General features: G+C 64.9%; 22 protein-coding genes. 10 read left to right on the plus strand and 12 right to left on the minus strand.

What is annotated here, in order from left to right; genetic code table 11:
* The 5 genes from AC1DSN_RS05510 to AC1DSN_RS05530 all read left to right on the plus strand — a co-directional run.
* Window positions 1-1,255 (plus strand): FUSC family protein (locus AC1DSN_RS05510; protein WP_477329874.1); only part of this gene is annotated, 1,255 nt, incomplete at its 5' end.
* A gap of 77 nt (window positions 1,256-1,332) precedes the next feature.
* On the plus strand, window positions 1,333-2,358 hold the full coding sequence (locus AC1DSN_RS05515) for an amidohydrolase family protein (RefSeq protein WP_477295706.1): 1,026 nt from the start codon (window positions 1,333-1,335) through the stop codon (window positions 2,356-2,358).
* 98 nt (window positions 2,359-2,456) lie between these two features.
* A complete protein-coding gene (locus AC1DSN_RS05520; RefSeq protein ID WP_477295708.1) occupies window positions 2,457-2,954 on the plus strand; it encodes a hypothetical protein in 498 nt (165 codons plus the stop codon).
* 19 nt (window positions 2,955-2,973) lie between these two features.
* Window positions 2,974-4,254: a kynureninase gene (gene kynU / locus AC1DSN_RS05525; protein ID WP_213948392.1), complete on the plus strand. Its 1,281-nt coding sequence runs from the start codon at window positions 2,974-2,976 to the stop codon at window positions 4,252-4,254.
* On the plus strand, window positions 4,251-4,952 hold the full coding sequence (locus tag AC1DSN_RS05530; protein WP_477295711.1) for a hypothetical protein: 702 nt from the start codon (window positions 4,251-4,253) through the stop codon (window positions 4,950-4,952). Before kynU ends, AC1DSN_RS05530 begins: the two co-directional genes overlap by 4 nt.
* A 55-nt stretch (window positions 4,953-5,007) precedes the next feature.
* Here AC1DSN_RS05530 and AC1DSN_RS05535 read toward each other — a convergent pair whose 3' ends face one another.
* The 9 genes from AC1DSN_RS05535 to AC1DSN_RS05575 all read right to left on the minus strand — a co-directional run bounded on the left by AC1DSN_RS05535 (window position 5,008) and on the right by AC1DSN_RS05575 (window position 15,159).
* Window positions 5,008-5,577, minus strand: a complete 570-nt coding sequence (locus AC1DSN_RS05535; RefSeq protein WP_477329876.1) for a HEAT repeat domain-containing protein — start codon at window positions 5,575-5,577, stop codon at window positions 5,008-5,010.
* A gap of 31 nt (window positions 5,578-5,608) precedes the next feature.
* Window positions 5,609-6,871, minus strand: coding sequence for a glutamate-5-semialdehyde dehydrogenase (locus tag AC1DSN_RS05540; RefSeq protein ID WP_477329878.1), 1,263 nt, complete (start codon window positions 6,869-6,871; stop codon window positions 5,609-5,611).
* An 11-nt stretch (window positions 6,872-6,882) separates the two neighbouring features.
* Entirely contained in the window at window positions 6,883-8,004 is a 1,122-nt protein-coding gene (gene proB / locus AC1DSN_RS05545; RefSeq protein ID WP_477297170.1) for a glutamate 5-kinase, read from the minus strand.
* A gap of 182 nt (window positions 8,005-8,186) precedes the next feature.
* Window positions 8,187-9,482: an argininosuccinate lyase gene (locus AC1DSN_RS05550; RefSeq protein ID WP_063570830.1), complete on the minus strand. Its 1,296-nt coding sequence runs from the start codon at window positions 9,480-9,482 to the stop codon at window positions 8,187-8,189.
* Between the two features lie 16 nt (window positions 9,483-9,498).
* Entirely contained in the window at window positions 9,499-10,446 is a 948-nt protein-coding gene (gene argC, locus AC1DSN_RS05555) for an N-acetyl-gamma-glutamyl-phosphate reductase (RefSeq protein WP_063570829.1), read from the minus strand.
* Between the two features lie 6 nt (window positions 10,447-10,452).
* Entirely contained in the window at window positions 10,453-11,769 is a 1,317-nt protein-coding gene (locus tag AC1DSN_RS05560) for an acetylglutamate kinase (RefSeq protein ID WP_063570828.1), read from the minus strand.
* Window positions 11,759-12,856, minus strand: coding sequence for an acetylornithine deacetylase (locus AC1DSN_RS05565; protein WP_477298016.1), 1,098 nt, complete (start codon window positions 12,854-12,856; stop codon window positions 11,759-11,761). The genes AC1DSN_RS05560 and AC1DSN_RS05565 overlap by 11 nt, the downstream gene beginning before the upstream one ends.
* Before the next feature lie 9 nt (window positions 12,857-12,865).
* Window positions 12,866-14,071, minus strand: a complete 1,206-nt coding sequence (locus AC1DSN_RS05570; protein ID WP_213948400.1) for an argininosuccinate synthase — start codon at window positions 14,069-14,071, stop codon at window positions 12,866-12,868.
* A gap of 53 nt (window positions 14,072-14,124) precedes the next feature.
* Window positions 14,125-15,159, minus strand: coding sequence for an N-acetylornithine carbamoyltransferase (locus AC1DSN_RS05575; RefSeq protein ID WP_477329880.1), 1,035 nt, complete (start codon window positions 15,157-15,159; stop codon window positions 14,125-14,127).
* A gap of 64 nt (window positions 15,160-15,223) precedes the next feature.
* Here AC1DSN_RS05575 and AC1DSN_RS05580 point away from each other — a divergent pair, with 64 nt between their 5' ends.
* Window positions 15,224-15,382: a hypothetical protein gene (locus AC1DSN_RS05580; protein ID WP_157503863.1), complete on the plus strand. Its 159-nt coding sequence runs from the start codon at window positions 15,224-15,226 to the stop codon at window positions 15,380-15,382.
* Window positions 15,383-15,512: 130 nt separating this feature from the next.
* Here the strand turns inward: AC1DSN_RS05580 and AC1DSN_RS05585 are convergent, their stop codons facing one another.
* Entirely contained in the window at window positions 15,513-16,769 is a 1,257-nt protein-coding gene (locus AC1DSN_RS05585) for a hypothetical protein (RefSeq protein WP_477297018.1), read from the minus strand.
* A gap of 261 nt (window positions 16,770-17,030) precedes the next feature.
* A complete protein-coding gene (locus tag AC1DSN_RS05590) occupies window positions 17,031-17,597 on the minus strand; it encodes a glycine zipper 2TM domain-containing protein (protein WP_213948402.1) in 567 nt (188 codons plus the stop codon).
* A 201-nt stretch (window positions 17,598-17,798) separates the two neighbouring features.
* Here AC1DSN_RS05590 and cysS point away from each other — a divergent pair, with 201 nt between their 5' ends.
* Together cysS and AC1DSN_RS05600 are read left to right on the plus strand one after the other, a co-directional pair.
* Window positions 17,799-19,178, plus strand: coding sequence for a cysteine--tRNA ligase (gene cysS, locus AC1DSN_RS05595; protein WP_063572871.1), 1,380 nt, complete (start codon window positions 17,799-17,801; stop codon window positions 19,176-19,178).
* The gene (locus AC1DSN_RS05600; protein ID WP_063572870.1) at window positions 19,175-19,609 is read left to right on the plus strand and encodes a SufE family protein; all 435 of its coding nucleotides are present in this window, start codon (window positions 19,175-19,177) and stop codon (window positions 19,607-19,609) included. Before cysS ends, AC1DSN_RS05600 begins: the two co-directional genes overlap by 4 nt.
* A gap of 169 nt (window positions 19,610-19,778) precedes the next feature.
* Here AC1DSN_RS05600 and dksA read toward each other — a convergent pair whose 3' ends face one another.
* Window positions 19,779-20,891 carry an RNA polymerase-binding protein DksA gene (dksA, locus tag AC1DSN_RS05605; protein ID WP_477329883.1) on the minus strand — a complete coding sequence of 371 codons (1,113 nt, stop codon included), beginning with the start codon at window positions 20,889-20,891 and terminating at the stop codon, window positions 19,779-19,781.
* 116 nt (window positions 20,892-21,007) lie between these two features.
* On the opposite strand from dksA, the gene yidD reads away from it, so the two are divergent.
* Both yidD and AC1DSN_RS05615 read left to right on the plus strand, forming a co-directional pair.
* Entirely contained in the window at window positions 21,008-21,268 is a 261-nt protein-coding gene (yidD, locus tag AC1DSN_RS05610; RefSeq protein ID WP_082879195.1) for a membrane protein insertion efficiency factor YidD, read from the plus strand.
* Complete coding sequence (locus AC1DSN_RS05615; protein ID WP_477329885.1) at window positions 21,261-22,598, plus strand: dihydroorotase; 1,338 nt, start codon at window positions 21,261-21,263, stop codon at window positions 22,596-22,598. The genes yidD and AC1DSN_RS05615 overlap by 8 nt, the downstream gene beginning before the upstream one ends.
* Window positions 22,599-22,664: the final 66 nt, after the last annotated feature.

Raw genomic sequence — 22,664 nt, forward strand, 5'->3', positions numbered from 1 at the left:
CGCCCTCGACGCGGCGGAGCCGCCGCAACGCGCCGAGCGCGCGCTGGCGACGCTTCAGGCAAGCGAACGCGCTCTCCTGGCCGGCACGACCGGCACGGGCATCGGTGCCCACATCCAGGCGCTGTCGGGCCAGCTCGCCGCCGTGGTCCGCAATACGAACTGGGCGGGCAGCCGCGGTGAAGAACGCGCCCAACGTGCGGAAACCAGCCTCCCCGAGACGTTGCGCAGCGCGTCGCCGCTGGCCACGCTACGAGCGAATATCACGCCGCACTCCGTGGCATTTCGTCATGCCGTGCGCTGCGCGGTGGTGCTCACGCTGGCTTTCGCCGTGTCGCGTTATTTCCACCTGCCACATGGTTACTGGCTGCCGATGACCGCTGCCATCGTGCTCCGCCCGGATTTCGCCGCCACCTTCAACTTCGGCCTGCTGCGTGTCGTCGGCACGGTGCTCGGCCTCATGCTGACCACCTTCGTGCTGCGACTGACACCGGACGTGGTCTGGGCGCATATCGCCGTGATGGGCGTACTGTGCGTGGCCTTCCGCTACCTCGCCGGGGCGCATTACGGCATTGCTGTCGCCGCACTGACCGGCACGGTCGTCGTGCTGCTCTCGTTCGAAGGCGTCGATCCGTTCAACGCGATGTCCGATCGCGTGCTCAATACCGCGCTGGGCAGCGCCATGGCCTTGCTGGCCTACGTGCTGTGGCCGTCGTGGGAGCGTAGCCGTGCGCGCATCGCCTTGTCGGAGATGCTCGTCGCCTATGCGGACTACCTCGACACCCTGGTCGAGCCGGCAGATCGCGGCACACGGCACCAGGTGCGCAATGCCACCCGAACCGCGCGCACCAATGCGCAGGCCTCGGTCGACCGCCTGCGCGCCGAGCCCGGCACGCCCGCAGTGCTGCAGGAACTGGCCGAAACCCTCTACGCCAACGGCAACCGCCTGGCGCGTACGGCGATGACGCTGGAAGCCCTCATCGATGTCGACGACGTCCCGGAGGAATGGGTCCATGTCGGGCCCTTCATCCGCGAGGCTTCGATGGCATTGCGCGAACAGGGTGAGGCCCTCACCGTGGCCGAAGGCGCGACGGTGCCGCCCGACCTCCGCGAGCACCAGCGGGCGCTGGTGCAGGCCCTGGCCCGGACGAAGGACCGGGAACTGGCCGACGCGATAGGGCGGCTCACGGACCGCCTGACGGACAACGTGGATACGGTGGCGCATGTGGTTACCCGGCGCTCCGTCACGCCCACCTGACACCGATACGGCGCGCCGGCGCCGGCGTGTTGCAGCGCGAGAGGTCCCCGGCCCCCGCCGGCGCTACACTCGACCCCATGCTGAAGATCGACACCCACGCGCACATCCTGCCCCGTGACTGGCCCGATCTCGCGGCCCGCTACGGCGACGACCGCTTCCCCGTGATGACCCATTCCAGCGGTCACCACCGGATCTACAAGGACGGGCGGTTTTTCCGCGAAGTCTGGGAGTCCGCCTTCGACGCGGAGCACCGGATCGCCGACTACGCGCGCTTCGGCGTCGGCGTCCAGGTGGTCTCCACGGTGCCGGTGATGTTCTCTTACTGGGCGAAGGGCCATCAGGCCCTTGAGCTGCACACGCATCTGAACGACGACATGGCTCGGGTCTGCCAGGACCACCCGCGCCACTACGCGGGCATCGGCACGGTACCCCTGCAGTCGCCCTCGCTGGCAATTCGCGAGCTGGAGCGCTGCATCGACGAGCTCGGGCTGCAGGGCGTGCAGATCGGCTCGCACTGCAACGAGTGGAACCTCGATGCGCCGGAGCTGTTTCCGTTCTTCGAGGCCGCCGCCGACCTCGACGCCGCCGTGCTCGTCCACCCGTGGGACATGATGGGCGCCGACACGATGCCCAAGTACTGGCTGCCCTGGCTGGTCGGCATGCCCGCCGAACAATCCCGCGCCGCCTGCGCGTTGATCTTCGGCGGCGTACTCGAACGCCTGCCATCGCTGAAGATCATGCTCGCTCACGGCGGCGGCAGCTTCCCTTATTCCATCGGCCGTATCGAGCACGGCTTCCGTATGCGTCCGGACCTCGTCGCCACCGACAACGCGCGCAACCCACGCGAGTATCTCTCGCGGATGTACTTCGATTCCTGCGTGCACGACGACGCCGCGCTGCGTTACCTGCTCGAGGTGGCCGGCACCGACCGCGTGATGCTCGGCACCGACTACCCATTCCCCCTGGGGGAACAGGAGCCAGGCAGCGGCATCGAAGCCCTCGGGCTCGACGACACCTCCCGGGCGCGGCTGTTCCACGGAACGGCCCTGGAATGGCTGGGTATCCCTCTGTCGCGCTTCCAGACCATGTCCGCCGTCGCGTGACGCAACGCACACTGTCGCGGGCCATGCACGACAGGACGCTGTGCAAGAATGCCCGCGTTGCGCCGCGCCGCCGCGGCCTCTACGGGGAACCCCTGATCGTGAAACGCCTCCTGCGTACCATTCCGTTTGCCTTCCTGCTGGCCAGCCCGTTCGCGACGGCCGCCGATGTATCCATGGCGGGCGGTGCCCTCCACGTGTCCGTCCCCGATACCTGGGTGCCGATCATGCAGTCCGAAGGCGAGACGGAGACCCAGGTATTCCAGGTACCCGGTTCCACCGGGGCGGACGCGACACTGGCGCGGGTGTCGATCACCCTCCAGAAGGTGCCCAACCTCAACGGTTTCCAGCAGTTCTCGGGAAACATGCGTAGCCGCGCCTCCGGCCTGACCGAATACGCCGCCGGCAAGGCGACCTCGCCCACCGAGCACGTGTACACGGCGAAGGAAGGCAAGGTAAAGCTCGACTACTTCGAGCGTTATTTCTACAGTGGTGGCTATGCGATCCAGCTCCGCTGCGTCCGCCCGACCGGCGATGCCAAGTGGAATGCCTCGTTCGACAAGGGTTGCGCCGAAGTAGCAGCCCGTATGCCCTCCTGATTCCCAAGGTAGTCAACGTATGACCGGTTTCGAAGCGACGCGCGGTTGGGCCCAAGCCCAGGATGCGGCCGATCCCCTGCGCGCGTTCCGCGACGAATTCCACATCCCGCCGCACCACGGGCGGGAAACCCTGTACTTCTGCGGCAACTCGCTGGGCCTGCAACCGAAGGGTGTTCGGGCGGCGGTTGAAGCGGAGCTGGCCGACTGGTCGGAGCTGGCGGTCGAGGCGCATTTTCGCGGCCGTTCGCCATGGATGCATTACCACGAGTACGTGCGTGACGCGATGGCGGAGGTGGTCGGCGCGCAGCCGCACGAAGTCGTTGCCATGAACACGCTGGGCGTGAACCTGCACCTGATGATGGTGAGCTTCTATCGGCCCACCGCCGAGCGCCCGGCCATCCTCATGGAAGCCGGCGCGTTCCCCACCGACCGTTATGCGCTTGAGTCACAGGTGCGTTTTCATGGCTTCGATCCTTCGACGGATCTGATCGAGATTCAGCCTGATGGCCCCGGCGGCACGCTGTCGATGGCGGCCATCGAGGAAGCCATTGCGGAGCATGGGCATCGAGTGGCGCTCGTCATGTTGCCGGGGGTGCAGTACCGCACCGGCCAGGTGTTCGACCTCGCCGCGATCGTAAGGCTGGCGCGTGCGCAGGGCTGTCTCGTCGGTTTCGATCTGGCCCATGCGGTAGGCAACCTGCCCCTGGCGCTGCACGACAGCGGCGCGGATTTTGCGGTGTGGTGCACGTACAAGTATCTCAACGCCGGTCCCGGTGCAGTCGCCGGCTGCTTCGTGCATGAGCGCCACGCGAACGCCGACGTACCGCGTTTTGCCGGCTGGTGGGGCCACGACAAGTCCACGCGCTTCCAGATGGGCCCGCAGTTCGTGCCCACGCCGGGTGCGGACGGTTGGCAGCTGTCGAATCCGCCGATCCTCGCGCTGGCGCCACTGCGCGCGTCGCTGGATGTGTTTACGCGTGCAGGCATCGACAACCTGGTGGCGAAGAGCCGCCGCCTCACCGCCTACCTCGACTGGCTCATTCGTAGCCGACTCGACGAGACGCTCGACATCGTCACGCCGAACGATCCCTTGCAGCGTGGTGCGCAGCTTTCGGTGCGCGTGCGTGCCGGGCGTGATGCGGGACGTGCCTTGTTCGGTTATCTCGAACAGCAGGGGATCATCGGTGACTGGCGCGAGCCCGACGTCATCCGTCTTTCGCCCACGCCGCTGTACAACCGCTTCGCGGATTGCCTGGGCGCCGTGGAAGCGATCGAAGCGTGGCGCGGGACGCAGGCGTGAGCGCGCAGGAGCTCTTTCCGGCGCCGTATAGCGAACGGGGCAATGGGTTTGCCGTGCAGGCGGTGACGCATTGGTTGCGTGTCGCGCCCGGGCGCGTGATGCTGGGTCTGAAGGCGGGTGGTTTGCCCGTCGCCTTGCCCGACCGTCCTGCGACGGTGTCACACCGCGGCATCGAAGCGACGTCGGACGGTCACGTCACGGCCATCGAAGATGTCAGCAGCGTCTGGCTGCGCGAGCATCCGGATGTCACCTCACGCTACATCGCAGCACTACGCAGCGTGTTGAAGAATCCACGTATCCGCCTCGACGGCTACGCGACACATGCCATCTTCACCGGGTCGATAGAGCTTTACGCGGGCTCACGTATGGACAGTATCGCGTTCGAACTCGACGATGAGGACGGTTCGTACGAGCGAGTGATCGAGCTTCTGCGTCACGCCCCACGCGACAGCCGCACCGCCTTCGCGATGCCGCCCGAACCCGGCATGGGCAGCTTCGAGGATCCGCTCTTTCTCGCGGGCGATCAGGCGTGGATAGATGGGCAGCGGGTACTCATCGAATACATCCCTGACGAAGGCGGTCGTGCGGAGACAGTGGCGCTTGATCGTGATGCATTGGCGGATGCGGTTGAGCGGGCGTGGTACGCCATGATCGACGTGGCCGAGCGGATACGCACGGACCTTGGTCGGCCGACTTAAGCGGGAGCACCCAGACCGGTACGTAGTTTGGATGCCTTGGGGGCGAGCCTGAACGTCATATCAAGTCATATCCGTGCCGCAAGGCGTCGAGGCTTTCTTGAGCTGCGGCGCGTACATCGGAATCAGGGTCCGTTGCGAGAACCGTTAGTGCGGCAACGGAGCGTTCCGACCCGTCCATGAATTCCAACAGGAAGGCAACGACCCATCGCACGTCGGGCGACGTGTCCGTCGCTGCCGAAAGGATCACGTCCCAGGCGTCATCCCCCCGAAGATGCCCGAGAGACGATATCGCCGAGAGTCGGACCTCGTCGTCCGTGTCGTGCGCCATGCGCGACAGTAGCGGAACGCTCAACGAGCGAAACGGATAATCAGGCGTCCCGAACTGGCCGAGCACATAGGCGGCCACTTCGCGCACGTAGGCGTCGGCGTGAGATGTAAGTCCGACAATTCGATTGAAGTCCTCGCTATCGCCGCCCGAAATATGAAGGAGGAAACCGGCTGAACTTCGCACGATCTGATCGCCATCCGTCAGGAGGTTGATCAACTCCGACGTGCTGCAGTCACTCATACCCTTGCGTACGAAATAGCGCGAGAGTTTCTCAGTTTCGTCGTCACTATCCAGCATCTGATCGCGCCTTAAGTCTCACGTCAGCACCTCACTCTGAACGGGGATGCCGAACCTGCCCTACCCCACGAACTACGAAGCGCTCGACTGTCAACGACTCCGCACCCATCGGACCGTACGCATGCAAACGCGTGGTTGAAATGCCGATCTCCGTGCCGAGACCGAGTTCACCACCATCACTGAAGCGCGAGGACGCGTTGACCATGACGACGGCGGAGCGGATGGCACGGACGAACTTATCCGCCGCATAGGAATCGCGTGTCGCAATCACTTCGGTGTGGTCCGAGCCATAACGACGGATATGCGCAATCGCGTCGTCAAGGCTGTCGACCACGCGTACGGCAATGATGAGATCGAGGAACTCTGCGGCGTAGTCGTCTTCGCTGGCGGGCTCAGCATCGTCGACGAGCGTTCGGGTAGCCTCGTCACCACAGATCTCGACACCCAGGTCGCGCAAGTCCCTTGAGGCTCGCGGCAGGAAGCTCGCCGCGATGTCTTTATGCACGAGGAGCGTTTCCAGCGCATTGCAGACGCCAGGGCGGCTGGTCTTGCCATCCACCAGCAGCCGCAGTGCAAGCTCCGGATCAGCATCGCGATCAACGTAAAGGTGGCACACGCCCTTGTAATGTTTGATCACGGGCACACGCGCATGCTCCGCGACAAATCGGATCAGGCCTTCGCCACCTCGCGGAATCGCGAGATCGACGATGTCGGTGAGCTGAAGCAGTTCGACCATCGTTTCGCGGCGGGGATCGTCGATCAGGGTGAGGGCGGCCTCGGGCACTCCGCTCGCCTTGAGCGCACGTCGTAGCGCGGCCGCAATCGCGACATTGGATTGCATGGCATCGGAACCCCCGCGCAGGATCACCGCGTTGCCCGCCATCAGGCACAGCGCGGCGGCATCGGCGGTGACGTTCGGCCGTGCCTCATAGATCATCGCGATCACGCCGAGCGGAATGCGCACACGCTCAACGACGATGCCGTTGGGGCGCGTCTCGCGTCGCGTCGTGATGCCAACGGGATCCGGCAGGGTCGCCACCTCGCGGATCGCAGCGACGATGCCGGCGATGCGCGAGGCATCCAGACGCAGGCGATCGAGCATGGCGTCACTGGTGCCATTCGCGCGGGCAGCGTCCATGTCCCTCGCGTTGGCGTCGAGCACGACACTTACGTCCGCGGCAAGTGCACTCGCCATGGCATGAAGGAGGCTTCGCTTGGCCTCGGTATCGAGGCCGGCGATTGCCGCCGCGGCGTCCCGGCAGGCCAGCGCCTTGTCACGCAGGGAAGAAGTCATCGGGGCCTCGGTCAATGCGTCAGGGCGACGAGATCGTCGCGGTGGACGACGTTCTCACCGTAGCTATAACCGAGCGTCGTTTCGATATCGCGGGTGTGACGCCGCGCGATGCGGCGCACGTCGGCGGCCGAGTACTGCGCGATGCCACGTGCGAAGGGCGCATGTTCATCGGCGATATCAATCACGTCACCGCGGGCGAAGTCGCCTTCGGCCGCGACCACTCCACCAGGGAGCAACGAGGCGCCACGGGAGCGCAAGGCCTCGCCGGCGCCGGCATCGACCGTGATCTTGCCTGTCGGCGGCGCGTGGCGCAGCCAGTACTTGCGGGCCGCCAGTGGTGTCCTCGGCGCGCGCAGGCGCGTGCCGGTGAGGATCCCGTCCGCCAACTGCTCTATGCATGCCGCATCACGGCCGTCGAAAAGGAGGGTCTCGATGCCGGCCGCTGCGGCCTTCCCTGCCGCTTCGAGCTTCGTTCGCATGCCGCCGGTGCCCGCCGCGCTACCGGCGCCGCCCGCGCTGGCCAAGTGTTGCTCGGTAACTTCCGCGACATCGTCGATGGGCTGTGCAAGCGAATCGGTACGGGGGTTCGCCGTGTACAAGCCTGCGACGTCGGAGGCAATGAAAAGCACGTCCGCATCGACGAGGGCTGCCACGATGGCGGCGAGGTTGTCGTTGTCGCCCAGCTTGAGCTCGTCGACCGCGACCGTATCGTTCTCGTTGATGACGGGAATGGCGCCGAGGGCGAGCAACTCGCGCAGCGTCGTGCGCGCATTGAGGTAACGGCGGCGATTGCGCAGGTCGTCGTGGGTGAGCAGGACCTGGGCGACCGGTGCGTCGAAGAACGTCTGCCAGAGGGCAATGAGGCGGGTCTGGCCGAGAGCGGCGAGGGCTTGCCGGCCGGTCAGCCCAGCGCCGCGCTCGGGCGTGGCGAGGCCACGCCCAGCCGCTACCGCGCCGGAGGAGACGATGACGACTTCACGGCCGGCGCTGCGGCTGCGGGCGACGAAGGTCGCGAGGGCTTCGGCGTGGCGGCCGGTGAGGCCGCCCTCGGGGGTGGTGAGGAGGCTGCTGCCTACCTTGAGCACGGCGCGGTGCCATCGGGGAAGCGTTTGTGGGGCGAATGCTTGGGGCATGGTTTTTCCCTGGTGTTGAGGTAATTCCATTCGCCGCTGAAGCGGCTCCCACAGAGAGCTTGAAGAGCTTCGCCGATGAATCGGCTCCTACGTGGAGCGGGGTGCGCTCTGTGTGGGAGCCGGATCATCGGCGATCAGCCCGTCAGGGCTGGCAACCATCAGCCCGCAAGGACTGGCAACCATCAGCCCGCAAGGGCTGCCAGTCTCGCACGCAGCGTATCCAGCATAAGGTCGTTACCGGCGCCCGGCGAGGTGCGCGCGGCCAGGCTCGATTCGGGTGTCCGCCCTTCGCCTGACGAGGCGGCCGTCTCCGCTGCCGCACGGTAGGCATCGCGGAACGGCACACCTGCCACGGCCGCCTCGATGGCGACGTCCGTCGCGTACATCGCCGGCTCGATCGCAGCGCGCATCTTCTCTGCCTTCCAGCTGAAACGCGCCAGAAGGTCGGGAAGGAGCTCGAGCGCGCCAAGGCCCATGGAGAAGCCGTGGAACAGCGAACCCTTGGAGAACTGCAGATCGCGCTGATAGCCCGAGGGCAAGGAGAGCAGCTGCTCGATCTCGGTGCGCGCGGCCGCCACGCTGGCGTAGCTTGCACGCAAGAGTTCGACCACATCCGGATTGCGCTTGTTCGGCATGATCGACGAACCGGTGGTGTACTCGCCCGGCAGGCTCACGAAATCGAACTCAGCCGTGGTGAACAACGAGAGGTCCCAGGCCAGGCGGCGCGTGTCGAGCAGTGCCGTACCGACGGCATCGAGTGCAGCCATCTCGAACTTGCCGCGCGAGAGCTGGGCATAGATCGGCGAGACCTGCATACGACCGAAGCCGAGCGCTGCCGTGGTGTGTGCACGATCAAGGGCCACGTTGACACCATAGCCGGCTGCCGTGCCCAGTGGATTGGCATCGATCAGCTCGAGCGCCTGGCGGGCGCGCAGCGTGTTGTCGATGAAAGCCTCGGCAAACGCGGCGAACCACATGCCCGTCGACGAGACCACGGCACGCTGGATATGCGTATAGCCAGGCATCGGCACGGAATCACCGGCGGCCCGCTGCAGGCACACGTCGGCGATCTGCCGACACAATGTCTCCAGCGTCGACAGCTTCTCCTTCAGCCACAACCGCGTGGCAACAAGGATCTGGTCGTTGCGGCTACGGCCGGTATGCACACGCCGACCGGCGTCGCCGAGGCGCTCGGTAAGGCGGGCCTCGATAGCGGAGTGCCCGTCTTCGAAGCGATCGTCGAGCACGAACAGGCCGGCCGAGAAGTCAGCGGCCAGCACATCGAGCTCGCGAAGCAGTGCATCGCGCTCGTCACCGGAGACCACACCGATATTGGCAAGGCCTTCGACATGCGCCTTACTCGCGGTGATGTCGTGCAGGAAGAACTCGCGATCGAGCACCACATCGTTGCCGGCGAGGAAACGCATGATGCGCGCGTCCACCTGCGTGTCGGATTTCTGCCAGAGCGGCTGGGTCATCGTAAGGTCCTTTCGCTCAGAGCGGGATGGCGGTGAGCTCGTCGAAGCCGAGCGCACGATTGACGTTCTGCATCGCCTGGGAGGCGGCGCCCTTGAGCAGGTTATCCAGTGTCGCGACGACGACCACGCGACGGCCATCGGCCGACAGGGTGAAGCCACCGATATCCAGGTGGTGCTTATGCGCCACCTGGCTCACCCACGGCGCCTCATCGACGATATGGATCAGCTTGTCTTTGTCGAAGCGTGCTTCGAAGCGAAGGACAATCTCCTCCCGCTTGGCCGGCTTCGCCAGATACAGGTTGGTCGTGACCGTGAGGCCGCGGAAATGCGGTGCGACGTGCGGCATGAACTCAACCGGCAGACCGAGATGGCGGCTCGCTTCCTTCTCGTGCATGTGCCCGGTGAGGGCGTACGGCATGAGGTTGTCACGCAGCTTTTCCGGGTCGTTGCGGTCAGACGGCGTCGTGCCGGCACCCGAGTACCCGGAAACACCGAACGATACCGGCGGCGCCGCAAGCAAGTCCTTGATAGGGGCGATCGAGACCTGGATCGCCGTCGCATAGCAACCTGGGTTGCTGATGCGCTTCTCGCCGCGCCAGCGGTCACGGTAGAGCTCGGGCAGGCCGTAGTACCAGCGCTCGTCGAAACGATAGTCCGCCGAGAGGTCGACAATCACCGTGGAGCCGGCGGCCTTGTCGATGGCCTCGACGTACGGCGCCGCCTTGCCATTTGGCAAGGCGAGGATCACCACGTCGACGGCCTGCGCGGCCACCGCCTCCGGGTCAAGATTCGTATAGGTGAGTTCACCGCGGTAGGCATCGCTGTGATCGGCCAGGCGCTGCCCGTCCAGCTCGCGCGAGGAAACGAAGGCGAGCTCGAGCTGCGGGTGGTTCGCAATGAGCTTGATCAGCTCGGCGCCCGTATGGCCACGCGCGCCGACGATGCCGATGGTCTTGTTTGCCATGACCGGTCAGTCCTGCAAGGTGGGGATGCGCGTGGCGCAATGCGCCACACAGCGTTCGATATCCGCGAAGTTGTCCAGGCCGTACCAGAACACCTTCCAGCGCGACTGCTTGAAGCAGCCGTCCGACTCCGCGTAGTAGAAGTGATTGATCGCGTTGCCGTGGCGTGAGCGCCAGAACAACTTGGGGTTCTCGTCGCGCATGACCTGCCAGACCGCACGGCCGAGACCTTCGCCCTGCGCTTCGTCGAGCACGGCAAACTTGTCCAGATACGCGAAGCCTTCGTCCTCGGTGAGCACCATCGCCGCGCGATAGTTCTCGGAGACGTAGAGGCGATACAGGTTCGTGCGCTCGAAATAATCAGGCACGACCGGGCGTCCGAAACTGGATTCGATCAGCTCACGAAGGCGCTCCTTGTCCACGCCCTCCCACGAGTCGTAACGCAACACGCGCTCGCCGCGCCGCACCAGCGTGCCCGATCCCTTGTGCGTGAAGAGTTCCTTGGCCAGCTCGGCGGGCCGGGTGATCGACACCGACGTGGTCAGCGGCAGGTCGTCGAGAAGATCCTTGATCTGCTCGATCTTCAGGCGCATACCCGAATGCAGCCAGGGCTGCTTGAGCAGCTGGTCGTACTCGGTCGACAGGTTGATCGAATCGATGACCTTGCCATCGCCGTCGAGCAGGCCGCCCGTGCCCGTTAGGAAGACGATCTTGTACGGCTGCAGGACGCGCACGAGCTCGTTCGCGGCGAAGTCGGCATTGATGTTGAGGATCTGCCCCGAGTCCGTCTCGCCAAGGCTGGCGATGACCGGAATGGATCCCGCACGCAGGCTGGCTTCGATCGGTGCGAGGTTGATCTCGCGTACCTTGCCGACCAGGCCGAACACGTCCTGGTCGAGGAAGTCGGCCGCGAACACGCCCGAGGGCACCGACGTGGCACGCGTATCGACTTCCTGCAGCGCCTCGACAAGGCGCAGGTTCTGCGCCTGGAAGACGCGGCGGACAATGGCCAGAGCTTCCGGCGACGTCACGCGCAGACCATCGACCGTCTTCTTCACGATGCCGGCGGCCGACAGTTCCTCATCGAGCTGCGGACCAGCGCCGTGCAGCACGATAGGGGTCAGGCCGACCTGCTGCAGGAACGACAGCGACGAGACGAGCGCCGGGAGGTCGTCGCGCAACACGGCGCCACCGACCTTGACTACGGCGAAGCGCGCTGCGTCCAGCTGCGAGAAGCGCTTGAGGTATTGCTGGATCTCACGCGCACTGCCCATCGAAGACAGCAGGCGYACGATCGTTTTGCGGGTGTGCTTGTTAGAGTCCACTGTCCACGATCCGATGGATGGTCTTTGCGTAATGCGCGAGCTGGTCCAGGAGGACCCATTCGTCGGCGCTGTGTGCCTGGGCGATGTCGCCGGGACCGTAGACGAAGGTGGTGTAGCCCGCCTTCGAGAACAGCGCCGCCTCGGTCCAGAAGTCGACGGCATTGCCGACGGTGATACCTAGTTCGTCCGCGAGGTCGCGAGCGGCGAGACGGCGGCTTTCCGCCGTCGCCGTGTCACCCGCCGGCAGCGAATCGCCGCGGAAGGTTTCGCCGTACTCGACCGGGACCGGCTCGACCAGCGTGCGGAAGGTTTCGAGCAGTTTGTCAGCGTCCATCGACGGCAACGGACGGAAACCGAAGCGGATATCCGCCGTTGGCGCGATCACGTTGGCCTTGATGCCACCCTCGACCTTGCCGATGTTGAAGCGCAGCCCGGTGAGACCGCCGAAACGCTCATGCGACAGCTTCTGGACGTGGTCCAGCGCGGCGGCGCCCCAGCGAATGCCCTGGTGAACGGCGCTGTCCGACGGCTTCTGCTCGCCGGATGCGTGCCCTGCCCTGCCCTGGAAACGCATCTGCACCGAATGGATGCCCCGGTGCGCGAGCACCGCTTCACCCTTGGTCGGCTCGGCCACGATGATCGCCTCGTAGTCGCGCGGCGTCGCAAGGAAACCGTCGATACAGCGCGCGTCGTTGGCTTCCTCGTCCGTCGACAACAGCAAGGCCATATCGCCCTGCGTCGCGTTGGCCACGGCGACCAGTGCCGCGGCAGCGCCCTTGATGTCGCACGCACCGAGGCCGATCGCACGGTCTTCCGTCACCCGCAGCTGATGCGGGTCTGCGGTCCAGTGCGGCGAATCCGGCACCGTGTCCATGTGCACGTTGAAAAGGTACTTCGGCTTGCCGCGCACCGCGTAGAGGTTCACGGCACCGGCGCCGAAATCGGTCACCTGCACGTCGAACCCCGGAAGGTTTGCGCGCAGGTAATCGAAGATACCGTCCGTGCCGATCTCTCGCGGCGGATTACGCGTGTCGAAACCGACCAGCGCGCGCAGATGGGTCAGGGTGTCCTCGAGAAGCTTGTCCATGGTCCCGGATCAGTTCCCGTTCGCGCGGTCGACTTCCGCCCAGATCGTCGAGCTCATGCCGTAGAGCTTGATGAAGCCTTCGGCTTCGGCAACGCCCCAGTCGGCGGCCTGCGCATACGTGGCCTTGGACGAATGCAGGAGGTTCTTCGACTCCACCTTGATCGCGTACACCGAACCCCCGCGGGTTTCGATGATGACCTTGCCGTCCACCTTGCGCTGCGTTGAAACGAGGTAGGCCTCGAGGTCAGCCTTGATCGGATCGTTGAAGAAGCCTTCGTAGGCCACTTCGGTCCACTTGCGGCCGATTTCCGGCTTGAAGCGGTTCTGCTGCTTGGACAGCACGGTTTCTTCGAGTGCGCGGTGTGCGGTGAGCAGGGCGGTCAGCGCAGGTGCCTCGAACACGATGCGGCCCTTCAGGCCGATATTGGTGTCGCCCGTGTACAGGCTGCGACCCACCCCGTACTTCGCCAGTTCGCGGTTGAGGAAGGCGAGGATTTCCGGACCCGAGGCCGGCTTGCCGTTGAGCGACACCGCCGTGCCCTTCTCGAAGCCAAGCTCGACACGCAGCGCTTCGGACGGCCATTCGGCGCGCGGCGCACACCAGCCGATCGCACCTTCGCCCGGGATTTCCCAGGCGTCGATCTCGCCGCCGGAAATCGTCACGCCGAGCACGTTTTCGTTGATCGTGTAGTGCTTGGTCTTGGCGCGGACTTCGAAGCCCTTGTCTTCGAGGTACGTCTGCTCATAGGCACGCACCTGGGTGTGTTCGCGCTGGATCTCGCGGACCGGCGCGATGATCGTGTAATCGCCCAGCGCGCGCACGGTCAGGTCGAAGCGCACCTGGTCGTTGCCCATGCCCGTGCAGCCGTGCGCGAAGAACTTCGTGCCCAGCTCGTCGCAGCGCTCCAGCGAGGCCTTGACGATGAGGTAGCGGTCGGACACGAGCAGCGGGTACTGGCCCTGGTAGAACTCACCGGCCCAGATCAACGGCGTGACGAAGCTGTCCCAGATCGCCTGCGACGCATCCACCGTGCGATGCGAGGCGGCGCCTAGCTCATGCGCACGCTGCTCGATGTACTCGCGCTCCTCAGCCGAGACGCCACCGGTGTCGACGAACACGGTATGCACGGCATAGCCGCGCTCCATCAGGTAGGGCACGCAGAAGCTGGTGTCGAGGCCGCCGGAAAAGGCGAGAACGATATCTTGGCTGGACATGAAGGCTCCGAAGGAAAGGGCTTGAGTAAAAGGCGTTTACAAAGGAAGGCGAATCAGAAACCGAGGCCGGACTTCTCGCCCGACGACTGCGAAATGAGCGAAGCCATCACCGCTTTCTGCACGTGCAGGCGGTTCTCGGCTTCATCGATGGCGATGCAGGCCGGCGAATCCATCACCGCATCCGTCGCCTTGATGTTCCGGCGCAACGGGAGGCAGTGGCTGAAGACACCATTGTTGGTCAGGGCCATCTTGGCCTCATCGACGATGAAGTGCTTGTTTGCTTCGCGGATCGCCTTCTCTTCGTCCCAGCGGCCGAAATAAGGGATGGCGCCCCAGCTCTTGGCGTAGATCACGTCCGCGCCGCTGTACGCCGACTCGATGTCATGCGACACCTGCAGCGAACCGCCGTTCTCTTTCGCGTTGGCCTTGGCAAAGTCCATGTAGCGCTCGTCGAGGATATATTCCGCCGTCGGGCACAGCAGGGTCACGTCCATGCCCATCTTCGTCGCGATCAACAGCRCTGAGTTGGCGACCGCGGTATTCAGCGGCTTCGGGTGATACGTCCAGGTCAGCACGTACTTCTTGTTCTGCAGGCTGCCCAAGTGCTCCTGCAGCGCCATGGCGTGCGCCAGCTCCTGACAGGGATGGGTGATGGTCTCGAGGTTGATGACCGGCACCGTGGCGAACTTCGCGAAGGACTCGAGCACCTTGTCCTGGCGATCCACCTGCCAGTCGACGAACTTGGGGAAGGCGCGCACAGCGATGATGTCCACGTAACGCGACAGCACCCGGGCCACCTCGGCGATGTGCTCTTCGGTATCGCCGTCCATCACCGTGCCCATCTCGAACTCGATCGGCCATGCGTCCTTGCCCGGCGAGAGCACGATGGCATGGCCACCCAACTGGAAGGCACCCAGCTCGAAGCTGGTACGCGTGCGCATGGACGGATTGAAGAACATCAGCGCGATGGACTTACCGGCCATCTGCTGGCCCTGCCGCGAACGCTTGAACTCGGCCGCCTGCGCGAGCAGGGCGTCGATCTCGGCGCGGCTGTAATCCTGGGTGGAGAGGAAGTGGCGAACGGTCATGGCGGTCCAGATCGGTCGGTGGCCTTGGGGGCCGTGGAGGAAGTGAAGAATCAGGAGTCAGGAATTGGAAACGAAAAAACCCGGCGCATGGCCGGGTTTTTTAGTCGTTGCGTATGAAAAGCGCGCGACAGCCTACCCGGCCGAGTATCCGATGTACGGTCGACGAGCACGCGACGTCATCCCTGCGGCCATTCGGGCGCTGGTGAAGACGACGGCGGTGTAGACGGTATGGGACACGGCAAGGTCTGGAAAAGTTGAACCGCGATGATGCCGGGATTTGGTGCGGCGCGCAAGAAGGGCCCGATGCGCCAGAACCACAAGTGACAGGCGCCTCAGGCACATTGTCGCTGTGCTCATGGCAGCGATGTCACGACCGGATCGGCGACATGCGCGCTGTCCTCGACCACACCCGCGGCCTGGTTACCGCTTTTCGACACGGCTAACAAGGCATTGCTCGGCCCGCCACCGGAAAACGGCGGAACAGGCGACAACACAGCAGGGAACGCCGGATTCCACACGGCTGACTGCATGTGGTCGTCCGCGTTGTGCCCGACCACGACGACCAGATCGGAGGTTCCAAAGCCCGTCGCGTGGACCGTCCTCCCCGTCGCAAGCACAGGTATTGCGTCAACGGCGGTCACCGTTCCGCTGGCATTGATAGCCATATAGGCAGCGTTCGACTTGCCGTCGGCTGTCTGAAACGCGAAGACGATATTCCCCAGGTCGTTCAGGAACGCCCCCGAAGTCTTTATCGCAACGCCGTTATAGGTAATCGGCGGTGCAACGGCCGTGGTGCTTGGTGGCTGCCAGAAGGCCACTCGCGAGGTGGGAGCCGTGGGGAAGATGCACGTGCCCATGATCCTGCGAGAGACGTTGATGGATTGCGCCACGCAATAGGACGCACCGGGTGCCGGGGCGAGCGTGGTCATCAGGTACGCGCCAAGCAGACCGGTCGGCGTGGCAACGACTGCCTTGGTCACGCCGGTGCCGTTCGGACAGTCGAGGACCACCTCGGGATTCGCCGTCCCGACGGGCTCCGCGATGTCCACCGGTACGCAGTTGTCCCCCGGACTGGACACCGTGACAGGAGTCGTCGATCCCGCCTTCCAGATGACCGCTGTCGAGTTGGCTGCGCCGGAGTTACTGCTTCCGGCGATATCACCATGATCATTGAAGGCGGCCGCCTCGGTGCTGACATCCGCGCCAAGGCCGAGCAGGCCCGATTGCGGCAGCAGCTTCACCACCGTCGTCCCTGGCGCGGTCCAGGTCACGGCGAAGCCGACACCGCTCGCATCGACGCAGCCACCGATGACCAGCCCGTTGTTGCTGATGCCGCTGGCGGAGCACGAACGGCCCGTTGCGAGGGGTGCGAGGGCAAACTCACCTCCCGATCCGTTGGCCACCCAAGCGACCGTTGGCCCCGTGCCGTTCGGTGCACTGCAGGCGCCAGCGGCGATCCCGCTATCGTTCACATCCGACGCCACGCATTGGGCGCCTGCGTTATGGCCAAGATTGGTGAGCGAAGCGGCGGCAGCGCCTGGCGCGTGAATCGAGGCAGCGAACAGCGCCACGGCCGGTAAAAAAGATCCCTTTCGAATGAACGCATTCATCTCGCTTCCCTCGGATGGCGTCGGTGATGCAACGCGTCTTAACCTAGACCCCCGTCAAGAAGCGTGGAATAGCGCCTTGGATATAGAGGCCCGAGTGCGTCTCCATGGACTTCAATCGACTGGATTCACGGCGTCCGTTTTTGCGCCCACCTTTCATCCGGGACGCGGCAGCACCATCGCCGCTGAAGCGGCTCCCACAGCCAGCAAAAAAAGGCCGCGATTCCTCGCGGCCTTCCTGGCGGATCGCAGCGCGAAACCGGCTCAGTCAGCCGGCGCCACGCTCACGCGGACGCGAAGACGCTCGCCCGGGTCGTAGTTCAAACGCGAAACGTAGACCTCACCACGGTAGCGGTATTCGACGTCGTAACCGGCGATACGGCGCTGCTCGGAGACCGAGCTGACGTCGCGGCAGCGGGTTTCCGTGCCCTGGTAGGTGCGGTCGCCCTGGTGGGAGATGTTGTTGCCGACGGCGCCGCCAGCAACCGCACCGACCACGGTGGCGGCCTTGCGGCCATCGCCCTTGCCGATGGTATTGCCGAGCACGCCGCCGACCACGGCGCCGAGAATGGTGCCGGCCGCGGAATTACCGCTGGACTCCTGTCGGACGACAGGCTGGTCGTAGCATTCCTGTCGGGGTGTCTCGACGCGCGCGACGCCGTAGACCGGATCGACGCGCAGGACGTCGGCCCAACCGAAGTGGGTATTGTCGTCCGGACCCTGGGCGGGACCGGGCGGCGGACCCGGGGGCGGGCCGTAACGACCGTCCTGGGCACTGGCACCGGTAGCGAAAACCGCGAGGATGAGCGCGGGGATAAGCAGGCGAGACATTTAGGAGAACCTCCAGCCAGGCGCACAAAACGCCTACCGGTGCATTTCATCAAGTTCACGCTGAATCCACGCTTAGAGGCGCGGGGATGACCTTCACATAGTCATGTCAACCGAATTCCGAGCCGCGCGTGTGCCGCACGCCGCGCCGGGCTTGCTAATATCTCCGACCGGCCGCCCGCCGCGCCCGTCCACGGATCCCCGATGCCGATCTCGCTCTACAACACCCTGTCGCGCCGCACGGAAGCGTTCAGCCCGCTCGATCCGCAGCGGGTGACCATGTATGTCTGCGGGCCCACCGTCTACAACTACATCCACATCGGCAACGCCCGGCCGCCGGTCGTCTTCGACGTGCTGGCACGCCTCATCCGGCGCCATTACCCGAAGCTGGTCTACGCCCGGAACATCACCGACGTGGATGACAAGATCAACAACGCGGCGGCGGCGGCGGGTGTACCGATCGGGCAGATCACCAGCCGCTACGCCAAGGCCTACAACGAGGACCTGGCGCGTCTCGGCGTGGCTCCGCCGGATGTCGAGCCCTACGCGACGGATCACATTCCTCAGATCATCCGCATGATCGAGCGGCTGATCGCCAGCGGACACGCTTACGAAGCCGAAGGCCACGTCCTGTTCAACGTCGAGTCCTTCCCCGCCTACGGCGCGCTTTCCGGTCGCGACCCGGACGAGCTGCTCGCTGGCGCGCGTGTCGAAGTGGCGCCCTACAAGAACAGTCCGGGCGACTTCGTGCTGTGGAAGCCTTCTGACGAGACGCTGCCTGGCTGGGACAGCCCCTGGGGTCGGGGTCGCCCCGGCTGGCACATCGAGTGCTCCGCCATGAGCGAGGCCCATCTGGGGGACACCATCGACATTCACGCGGGTGGCGTCGATCTCACCTTCCCCCATCACGAAAACGAGATCGCCCAGAGCGTCTGCGCGCACGGCGGCAAGCCATTCGCACGATTCTGGATGCACAACGGGATGCTCACCTTTGACGGTCGCAAGATGTCGAAGTCGCTGGGCAACGTGCTCCAGTTGCATCAGCTGCTGGACAAGCACCCCGCCGAGGCGCTTCGCCTGATGCTGCTTCGCGGCCACTACCGCCAGCCGTTGGACTGGTCCGATACCGCCATGACGCAGGCCGTGCGCACCCTCGACGGCTGGTACGGCGTGCTGCGCGACATGGCCGACGTGGATGCCGGTACGCCGGTGATACCCCCGGCTGTCGAGGCCGCGCTATGCGACGACCTGAATACGCCCCAGGCCCTTGCCGAGATATCCCAGTTGGCCGACCATGCGCGCCGCGCCACCGGTGAGGAGCGCGCCTCGGCGAAGGCCGCCCTGCTTGGCGGTGCCGCCCTGCTCGGCCTGCTCGCCGAAGACCCCGAAGCCTGGTTCCGCCAGGGCAACCCAGGCGAAGCGATCGATGCAGGAGCCATCGAGGCCCTGCTCGAGGAACGCCGCGCCGCCCGCGCCGCGAAGGATTTCGCCCGCTCCGATGCCATTCGCGATCAGCTCAAGGACCTGGGCATCGCGATCGAAGACAGCGCACAAGGCACGCGCTGGAGTGTGGTGAAGGCATGAACGAACCCCAGGAAGCCACGGCTGCAGAAGCCCAGGCCGCGATCGCCGAGGAATTCGCCTTCTTCAGCGACTGGACCGAGCGCTATCAGTACCTGATCGACCTCGGCCGACAGCTGGCGCCCTTCCCGGACGCCAGCAAGACCGAAGAGAACCGCGTGCACGGGTGTCAGTCGATGGTCTGGCTGATTCCGTCGGGGGATGCGTCGAAGATGTATTTCGACGCCGCCAGCGACTCGGCCATCGTTTCCGGACTGATCGCGCTGATGCTTCGCGTCTACTCCGGCCGTTCGGCGCGAGAGATCGTCGATACGGAACCGGCGTTCGTCCAGGAGATCGGGCTGGCGAAGCACCTCTCCCCTACCCGCTCCAACGGCCTGTCGGCCATGCTGGCCAAGGCCAAGGCCTACGCTGCCGCGACCCTGGCGGACTGAGATCCGGTTGCGCTGACCCTGTGGGAGCCGCTTCAGCGGCGATGGGTGCTCGCGTCGAACTGGCCCGCTGCCGCGGGATCGCCGATGAATCGGCTCCTACAACGGCCTGCTACAAAAAAGCCCCGTCATCGCTGGCGGGGCTTTTTTGTTGCCGAAGCGCGAGGGACGATCAGTCGCCCATCTGCTTCTGCAGGTGCTCGCGGCGCTCCTGCGCGTCGAGCGTCAACGTGGCGATCGGGCGGGCGTCGAGGCGCTCCACACCGATTTCCTCGTCGGTCTCTTCGCAGAAACCGTAGCGGCCTTCCTCGATCCGACGCAGGGCCTTGTCGATCTTGGAGATCAGCTTGCGGTAGCGATCGCGGGTACGCAGCTCGAGCGRGTTTTCGGTCTCGCGCGTAGCGCGCTCGGCCTCGTCACCCACATCACGGACTTCCTCGCGGAGGTTGTCCATGGTCTGGCGGGACTCCTCGACGAGCTGGTCGCGCCAGTCCTTGAGCTTGTTGCGGAAGTAAGCGAGGTGACGAGGACTCATGTACTCCTCGTCACTGCCCGGCTTGTAGCCCTTGGGCAGGTCGATGACAGTCGAAGCGGGCAGCGCATAGCGGCCGTCTTCGCGCGTGATGCCGTTATCGGCGGTATTGGAAGCTGTGCTGTTCATGCTGGATTGAGCGGACTTCTCGTTTCTGGATGAGGTAGCGCTGCCCACCGCGGACGCTGTCCGGGGTGCCACAGCAGCAACGGCCGATGCCGTGCGACCCTTGACGGGCGGCGCGACATCGTTGGCCGGGGTGACTTTCTTCACCACCGGCGCGGGTGCGGGTGCGGCGCTCTTGGCCGGCGCCGCAGTTGTCTTCTTGGCAGCCGCCGCGGTCACTGCGGGCGCTGCGGCTTTCGTTGGCGCGGCGGGAACCGCCTTCTTGGCAGGCGCCTTCGCCACCGGCTTCGTGTCGGGCTTTGCAGCCGCCTTCGTCGCCGGCCTGGTGGCAACCTTGGGAGCTGCCTTGACCGGCTCGGCCTTGGCGGGCGCCTTCTTGGCGGCAACCTTGGCTACCGGCTTCGCGGGAACACTCTTTGCAGGCGCGGACTTCACCGGTGCGGCCTTCTTCGGAGCCGTCTTGGCCGAGGTCTTCGTCGCGGGCTTAGCCGCGGCACTGACTGCGGTCTTCGCCGGCGTCTTTGTTTTCACCACGGCCGTAGCCGTCCTGGCCTTACTCACATCACCGGCTCCGCCCTTTTTGGCGGCGCCCTTGGCAGTTGCGGAACTACGAGCGATTTTCGCCATTTCCTTCACCTCGGTGGCCGTGGCGGCGGGGTGTTATAGCCCAGATGCGTTAGCCCAGCAACCTATCTTCTGGGATACTGTCGGCTGGCTGACGCCGGTCGACCCCGGACTGAAAAGTGACCCGCCTCCTACTATTCCTTCTGTCCCTCTATAAACGATGGCTGAGCCCCCTTCTAGGGACGCGCTGCCGGTTCCATCCATCCTGTTCCGATTATGCACGGGTTGCCATAGCCCGCTTCGGTCCGGTGCGCGGCTCCGTGCTTGGCGCCTGGCGCATCTGCCGTTGCCAGCCCTTTTGCGAAGGTGGCATGGACCCCGTACCCGATCATTTCGTCCTGCGCCGATGTGGCGCCCAAGGAGCACATATCCATGACTGACGCCTGGCTCATCAAGAACGCCGAACTGATCAACGAAAATCGCCGTTTCACTGCCGACGTACGTTTGCGCGATGGAAAAATCGCGACCATCGCTCAAGGCCTGGAAAAAGAGCGTGACGAACAGGTGATCGACGCGTCGGGCCTGTGGCTACTCCCGGGGATGATCGACGACCAGGTGCACTTCCGCGAACCGGGCCTCACCCAGAAGGCCGATATCGCCAGTGAGTCCACCGCCTGCGCGGCCGGCGGCATCACCAGCTTCATGGAAATGCCGAACACCAAGCCGCCGGCGCTCGACCGCGATTCACTGGAAGCCAAGTACACCCGGGCCTCCGAAACATCTCGGGYCAACTATGCCTTCTACATGGGCGCCAGTAACGACAACCTCGAAGCCATCCGTGCCCTCGATCCCAAGGCCGCTCCGGGCATCAAGGTATTCATGGGTGCCTCGACCGGCAACATGCTGGTCGACAATCCGGAAACTCTCGACCACATCTTCCGCGACGCGCCCACGCCGATCATCACGCACTGCGAAGACACGCCGATGATCGACGTGAACCTTGCCAAGGCCCATGAGGTCTACGGCGAGGACATCCCCGCCCGCGAGCATCCGCTCATCCGTTCGCGCGAGGCCTGCATCAAGTCCACGAAGCTGGCGATTTCGCTCGCTAAGAAACATGGCACCCGCCTGCATGTGCTGCATATCTCGACCGCCGACGAACTGGCCCTGTTCGAGCCGGGCCCGATCGAAGGCAAGAAGATCACTGCGGAAACCTGCGTGCACTTCCTGCATTTCGCGGCGCCGGACTACGAACGCCTCGGGTTCCTGATCAAGTGCAATCCGGCGATCAAGGACGAATCGGACCGCGAGGCCATCACCAAGGCGCTCGCCGAAGGTCGCCTGGATGTTCTGGCCACCGACCACGCACCGCATCTTCTCGAAGAAAAAGCGCAGAAATATGACAAGGCGCCATCCGGCCTGCCCTTGGTTCAATACGCCTTGCAGGCGGCGCTCGAGCGAGTCTTCGAAGGCAAGCTGACCCTGGAGCGCGTCGTCGAGGCCGTCTGCCATGCGCCAGCCAAGCTGTTCGACGTGGAAAACCGCGGTTTCCTGCGTGAAGGCTATGCCGCCGACCTCGTCCTGGTCGATCCCAAGCGCAAGCACACCGTCGTTCGCGAGGAAGTGCTATCCAAATGCGGCTGGTCGCCGTTCGAGGGCGAAACCTTCAGCAGCAGCATCGCCTCGACCTTCGTCAACGGCCAGCGCGTGTGGGACGGCAAGACCGTGGATGAAAGCGTCCGCGGCCAGCGACTGACGTTCGATCGATGAGGAAATTCGTAAGCGCGGTGGCGGCACTGATCCTCTCCACCACGGCCGCTGCCGCTGTCACCGACC

The sequence above is a fragment of the Luteibacter sp. P4_D7_3 genome (assembly GCF_056401735.1).

What these genes read in the sequence shown, in the direction of transcription:
- AC1DSN_RS05515 (WP_477295706.1), top strand. Translation starts at nt 1,333, where the DNA reads ATGCTGAAGATCGACACCCACGCGCACATCCTGCCCCGTGACTGGCCC.
- kynU (WP_213948392.1), top strand. Translation starts at nt 2,974, where the DNA reads ATGACCGGTTTCGAAGCGACGCGCGGTTGGGCCCAAGCCCAGGATGCG.
- AC1DSN_RS05535 (WP_477329876.1), bottom strand. Translation starts at nt 5,577, where the DNA reads ATGCTGGATAGTGACGACGAAACTGAGAAACTCTCGCGCTATTTCGTA.
- AC1DSN_RS05540 (WP_477329878.1), bottom strand. Translation starts at nt 6,871, where the DNA reads ATGACTTCTTCCCTGCGTGACAAGGCGCTGGCCTGCCGGGACGCCGCG.
- proB (WP_477297170.1), bottom strand. Translation starts at nt 8,004, where the DNA reads ATGCCCCAAGCATTCGCCCCACAAACGCTTCCCCGATGGCACCGCGCC.
- AC1DSN_RS05550 (WP_063570830.1), bottom strand. Translation starts at nt 9,482, where the DNA reads ATGACCCAGCCGCTCTGGCAGAAATCCGACACGCAGGTGGACGCGCGC.
- argC (WP_063570829.1), bottom strand. Translation starts at nt 10,446, where the DNA reads ATGGCAAACAAGACCATCGGCATCGTCGGCGCGCGTGGCCATACGGGC.
- AC1DSN_RS05565 (WP_477298016.1), bottom strand. Translation starts at nt 12,856, where the DNA reads ATGGACAAGCTTCTCGAGGACACCCTGACCCATCTGCGCGCGCTGGTC.
- AC1DSN_RS05570 (WP_213948400.1), bottom strand. Translation starts at nt 14,071, where the DNA reads ATGTCCAGCCAAGATATCGTTCTCGCCTTTTCCGGCGGCCTCGACACC.
- AC1DSN_RS05585 (WP_477297018.1), bottom strand. Translation starts at nt 16,769, where the DNA reads ATGAATGCGTTCATTCGAAAGGGATCTTTTTTACCGGCCGTGGCGCTG.
- AC1DSN_RS05590 (WP_213948402.1), bottom strand. Translation starts at nt 17,597, where the DNA reads ATGTCTCGCCTGCTTATCCCCGCGCTCATCCTCGCGGTTTTCGCTACC.
- cysS (WP_063572871.1), top strand. Translation starts at nt 17,799, where the DNA reads ATGCCGATCTCGCTCTACAACACCCTGTCGCGCCGCACGGAAGCGTTC.
- AC1DSN_RS05600 (WP_063572870.1), top strand. Translation starts at nt 19,175, where the DNA reads ATGAACGAACCCCAGGAAGCCACGGCTGCAGAAGCCCAGGCCGCGATC.